The sequence below is a fragment of the Streptomyces ossamyceticus genome (genome assembly GCF_001418475.1).
GTDB lineage: Bacteria > Actinomycetota > Actinomycetes > Streptomycetales > Streptomycetaceae > Streptomyces > Streptomyces ossamyceticus.
Map to the genome: position 1 here is coordinate 1 of NZ_LIQX01000620.1, position 483 is coordinate 483.

General features: G+C 64.4%; 1 pseudogene. It reads left to right on the forward strand.

The features are described from left to right. Positions 1-235: 235 nt before the first annotated feature. Positions 236-483: pseudogene (locus AOK15_RS47800) on the forward strand (hypothetical protein); the annotation flags it as partial.

Sequence of the window (483 nt, forward strand, 5' to 3'; positions counted from 1 at the left end):
TGTCCTGGATCGACAGCCACCTTTCCCACAGTTCGGGCTGATGACGCAACTCCCCTTCGTAGAGGGCGCGTTGGGGTGCACCTGCTGTTCAGGCCGCATCGCCCCGTTCCCGGCCCTCGGTAGCTGCAGGACATCTGCGATCTGGTGCTGTGGCGACGCAGGAGCTGTGAAGACAGAACGGGTGAGTAACATGCCTGGCCAACAGCACAGCCATCTACCCAAAGGGAGAACGGTCATGGCCTCGACACCAGCACAGACAATCGATCTCAAGGCGCAGTACAGCGCCCAGGTAACTGCCGACCTCGAACGCAACGCCAAGGAACAGGACCGCCTCCGCGCCGATATCGACACCCTCAACGACCAGCTGCTGCGCCTGCAGCAGGACCACACCGTGCTGGTGAACATGCAGCAGGCACTCGGCGTCGTCACGCCCGAGCCTGCACCCGCGGCCGAACCCACGGCGCCCCCTTCCGTCCCCCGCCA